Source organism: Mycobacterium sp. 1482292.6, from assembly GCF_001672995.1.
GTDB lineage: Bacteria > Actinomycetota > Actinomycetes > Mycobacteriales > Mycobacteriaceae > Mycobacterium > Mycobacterium europaeum_A.
Window position 1 is genome coordinate 1 of record NZ_LZKV01000151.1, and the last position, 4,679, is coordinate 4,679.

The 4,679-nt window shown below is 67.6% G+C and carries 6 protein-coding genes; 5 read left to right on the forward strand and 1 reads right to left on the reverse strand.

The genetic code is table 11. The features are described from left to right. Positions 1–624, reverse strand: a 624-nt coding sequence (locus A5624_RS14875) for an MFS transporter (RefSeq protein WP_156749022.1), incomplete at its 3' end; no start/stop codon positions are given. 236 nt (positions 625–860) lie between these two features. Here A5624_RS14875 and A5624_RS14880 point away from each other — a divergent pair. The 5 genes from A5624_RS14880 to A5624_RS14900 all read left to right on the forward strand — a co-directional run. After that, positions 861–1,142, forward strand: a complete 282-nt coding sequence (locus tag A5624_RS14880; RefSeq protein WP_066867409.1) for a hypothetical protein — start codon at positions 861–863, stop codon at positions 1,140–1,142. Between the two features lie 244 nt (positions 1,143–1,386). Beyond that, entirely contained in the window at positions 1,387–2,256 is an 870-nt protein-coding gene (locus tag A5624_RS14885) for an ABC transporter permease (protein ID WP_082972639.1), read from the forward strand. Further along, positions 2,253–3,080, forward strand: a complete 828-nt coding sequence (locus A5624_RS14890; RefSeq protein WP_066867412.1) for an ABC transporter ATP-binding protein — start codon at positions 2,253–2,255, stop codon at positions 3,078–3,080. The genes A5624_RS14885 and A5624_RS14890 overlap by 4 nt, the downstream gene beginning before the upstream one ends. Continuing rightward, positions 3,077–3,901, forward strand: a complete 825-nt coding sequence (locus A5624_RS14895) for an ABC transporter permease (RefSeq protein WP_066867414.1) — start codon at positions 3,077–3,079, stop codon at positions 3,899–3,901. Before A5624_RS14890 ends, A5624_RS14895 begins: the two co-directional genes overlap by 4 nt. After that, positions 3,898–4,679 (forward strand): ABC transporter ATP-binding protein (locus tag A5624_RS14900; protein WP_232002260.1); only part of this gene is annotated, 782 nt, incomplete at its 3' end. The genes A5624_RS14895 and A5624_RS14900, both read left to right, overlap by 4 nt.

A 4,679-nucleotide genomic window follows, 5' to 3' on the forward strand; every position in this document is an offset into this window, starting at 1 on the left:
GGCGGCCGGGCGAGCCACCTCGGCGCGGCGGGCCGCACCGATGACGGCGCACGTTGCCAGCACCACGATGGCCGCGGCGACGGCGAACGACACCCGGATGCCGGATCGTCCGGCCCACGCGATGAACCCACCGACGAACGGTCCGACGGCGAAACCCGCCGTGAGTACCGCCCCGGCGGTCGCGGCGCCGGCGGGGCCGCGCAGATCCGAGGCCCACGCGGTGCACGAACTGATCGCGAGGCCCACACCGATCCCGACGATCAGGCGACCCAGCAGCAGCGCGCCCGCGTGCTGGGACAGCAGCATGACCGCCGTTCCCGTCAGCGCGGCCACCGATCCGGTCAGCGCCACCGGCCGGCGCCCGAGCGTGTCCGACGCGCGCCCGCCCACGAGCAACCCGGGAAGCAATCCCAGCGCGTAGATGCCGAAGATCCCGTCGAGGGTGGTCGTGCTGAGGTGGGCCCGGTCGCTGATCACCGGCATCAGCCCGACGAAGTGATTGGCGACCCATCCCGTTGCCAGCAGCAGCGCCAGCACGCTGACGAACAGCGCCCCCGTACCCGCCGCCTCGCGCCCGGCTCCGGTGATGCCGCCGCGGCCGCTGCGCACATTCGACGAGGTCACTGAGCTTCCTCCCCTTTCAGACCCGATGCGCATACGCGGCCGACCGCCGATGGTAGAACGCGAGGTAACCCGGGCGGTTATTCCCGCTGCGCGCAACCGGATCGCGGCGGCGCCGCGATGTGGCCGCTGCCACGCCGTCCCTGCAAACACGGCGGTCATCGGTCCGGGGCGCTATTCGGGGTTTGAAATCAGGCGATTTGGTGTACTGATACCACTACTCGCACCCAGGAAGGCAAATGATGAAGTATATTGCGGCAGCTGCGATCGCGATCTCCGTCTTGCTGTCCAGCGCGTGTTCGGCCTCACAGGTCATCAACACCGGCGGGGACACCAAGTGCAAGGACTTCACCACGCAGGACGAGAAGAAGCAGAACGACGAAGTGAGCAAGATGCTCAAAGACAAGAGCGGTAACGACCCGACCAATGTGGAGATTTCCGCCACGCGCCTGTCGGTGACGACCTACTGCCAGACGCTCGGCAAGCCGGACACCAAGATCTCTGAGGCGCCGCACGGCTGACGCCAGCTGACCACGGCACACAGCCGGTTCCCGCTCGCTCGGGAGCCGGCTGTCTGCGTTCCGGGGGCATCGGGCACCGCCGCCGCGCCGACGCACTTCGGGTCAAGGCGATCCATATTCTTGCACCGGGGCATCGGTGCGGAAATGATGACACCGATTTGTCCCAGCATGCCGCTGCGGCCTGACCGAGTCGCTCGCTGACGACTCGCGCCGCGGGGCCGCCGTCCTCCTAGAAAGGTAGCTCGTGAGCGCCCTTTCTACCGAGCCGATTCCCCTGACGGTCCCGCACGGCACCGTGGCCGCGCCGCGACCCGGCCGCCGCCGGATCCTGTCGCCCACATTGCCGTTGGCATTGCTCGGCTTCGCCCTGTTCCTCGGCGGCTGGTATCTGAGCGTCGACGTGCTGGCGCTGCCGCGATTTCGCGGCCTTCCCGGTCCGACCGAGGTGATCCGGGAGTGGCTCAGCCCGAACCCGGCCTACGGCACATCCATTTTCACGGCGTCGTATTACGAGCACATCTGGGCGAGCGTTCGGCGCGTAGCCCTGGCCTTCGCGGCGGCGCTGGTCACCGGAATCCCGCTCGGCCTGCTGCTGGGGTGGTCATCGCGATTTCGTCAGTACACCTTTCCCATCTTCGAGTTGATCCGACCCATCCCCATCCTCGCGTGGGTTCCTCTGGCAATGCTGATGTTTCACAGCAGGGAGGGCTCGGTCATCTTCCTGACGTACCTGGCAGCGTTCTACGCGGTCACGTTGAACACGTTGCTCGGGGTCCAGTCGATCGACCAGAACCTGATCCGGGCGGCGCAGTGTCTGGGTGCCGGCCCGCGCGAGGTGCTGCGCACCGTGGTGATTCCGGGATCGCTGCCCTACATCTTCACCGGCCTGCAGATCGGCATGGGCGTCGCATGGTTCTCGTTGGTTGCGGGGGAGATGATCGCCGGCCAGTTCGGCCTCGGTTATCTGATCAACGCCTCGTACACGACCACCCGCTACCCGACGATCGTGATCGCGATGATCACCCTCGGTGTGATCGGTTTCGCCAGCAGCGCTTTGATCCGACTGCTCGGTGACCGGCTGATGGCCTACCGGGCCCGGAGCATCGGGTCATGAGCGGGGGAAACCTCGTCCTGAGCGGTGTCGGCAAGGCGTACCGGACGACGGGCACCCCGGTGGTGGCGGTGGAGGATTTCAGCCTCGACATCGCCGCGGGCGAACTGCACGTCATCGTCGGACCGTCGGGATGCGGAAAGAGCACGCTGCTGGGAGCCGTCGCCGGATTCACCGACATCACCTCGGGCCGAATCCAACTGGACGGCGAATTGCTCTGCGGCCCAGGTCGTCCCACCGCGACGATCGGCCCGGACCGGGTAGTGGTCTTCCAGGACAGCACCTTGTTCCCGTGGTTCACGGTCGCCGAGAACGTGAGCTACGGCCTGGTGGCCCAGCGGCGACTGAGCCGCCGGGACGCGGCCGAGATCGCCGTCGAGCGCCTGCACGACGTCGGCCTGGGCGAGGTGGCGCGCAGTTACCCGGGCGAACTGTCCAGCGGCGTGCAACGCCGCGTCGAGATTCTGCGCGCGCTGGTCATGGAGCCGACCGTGCTGCTGCTCGATGAGCCGTTTCGGGGGATGGACGCGATCTCGCGCTCCGCGATGCACGATGCGCTGCTGCAGATCTACGACAAGTCCGCCGTCACAGTACTTTTCATCACCCACGACATCGAGGAAGCCGTCTACCTGGGCAGTCGTGTCACCGTGATGACGACCCGGCCCGGCCGGGCCAAGACCACGATCGAGGTCGACCTCGACCGCCCGCGCGACCGCGACCTGATCACCGCGCCCTACTTTCGTGAACTCGTCGGCGAGGTCTCCGAGGCGGTTCGCGACGAAGCCAAGCGTGCCTTCGACGCGGGCGAGCGGGAGATGGCGCAGTGACGACGCTGTTTCGGCGCGCCGACCACGCGGACGCGTCGGCGCTGAGGCGCGGCGCGATCGGCATCGTCGTCTTCGCCGCCGGCTGGGAGCTGGCCACCCGGCTCGGCAACTGGACCGGTGTCAGCGTGCCCGTGGTGGGGCAGCTACCGGCGCCCTCCGCGGTGATCGTCGACTTCCTGAAACTCCTTGCCAGGCCGGGCTATTGGAACAGCTGGTCGCTGTCGTTTCAGCGAGTGCTGGCCGGCTTCGCCGTGGCGCTGCTGGTGGGCGGCACGCTAGGCCTGCTGATGGCGGCCCGTCCCTGGTTCAAACGCGTGGTGTTCCCGGTATTCGAATCGCTGCGGCCGGTACCGCCATTGGCGTGGGTGCCGATCGCGATCATCTTCTGGCCGACTCAGGAGCTGTCCATCACCTTCGTGACATTCCTGGGTGCACTCTTTCCGATCGTGCTCAACACGGTCGGCGGTGCCGAACAAATCGACCGCAGGCACGTGCTGGCCGCGCGGTCGATGGGCGCAAGCCGCTCATGCGTCTTTCGACGGGTGCTGCTGCCCGCGCTGCTGCCGTCATTGGTCACCGGGGCGGCCGTCGGCATGGGCATCACGTGGGAGGTGGTGGTGGCCGCCGAGCTCATTTCCGGCGGCGGCCAGCAGTACGGTGACGGCGGGCTGGGCTTTCTGGTGTGGAACGCCTACGAGGGCAACAACTTACCGCGGGTCGTCGTGGCGATGATCAGCCTGGGCATCGCGGGCTACCTGTCGAGCGGCCTCGTGCGCGCGCTGGGAAACCGCCTCATGCCATGGCGGCGCGTGGCGGCATGACCGGAAACCGGACCGGCGCAGTCCTTTTCGATCGCGTGTCCTTCCACGTCCGTAAGGGACGGGAGGACGTCCACGTCGTCGACGACTGCTCGCTGCGCATCGAACCCGGCGAGATCGTCGCGATGATCGGACCCTCGGGCGGTGGCAAGACGACCATCGGATACCTGCTGGCTGGTTATCACCGGCCCAGCAGCGGCCTGATCGCCGTCGACGGCAAAGAGGCCCGCGGACCCTCAGCCGACCGCCTGCTGCTGTTTCAAGAGAACGCGCTGATGCCGTGGCTGACGACCGCCGAAAACGTCATGTTCGGACCGCGTGCGCGCGGCGAGGACAGGGTGGCGGCGCGGCAGCGCGCGGATGCCGTCCTGGCTCGGGTGGGACTCGCCGAATTCGCCAACCGTTATCCCGCAGAGCTTTCCGGCGGCATGCGGCGCCGCGCCGAGCTGGCTCGCGCGCTGATCAACGAGCCCGCCGTGCTGATCCTCGACGAGCCGTTCCGGGGACTCGACGCGATGACCCGCGAGCTGATGCAGGAGTACACGGCCGAACTCCTTGCCGAACAACGCCGGACGGTCCTGTTCATCACCACGGATCTCGACGAGGCGCTGCTGCTTGCGGACCGGCTGCTGGTGATGACGGGGCGTCCCGCCCGGGTGCGCGAGGAGTTCGCCATCGAGCTGGCCCGCCCCCGCCAGCGGATCGATCTACTGAACGACGACCGCCTGCAAAACATCAAACACCGTGCCATGGAGCTGTTGCGAGCCCCGACAGCTGCGCA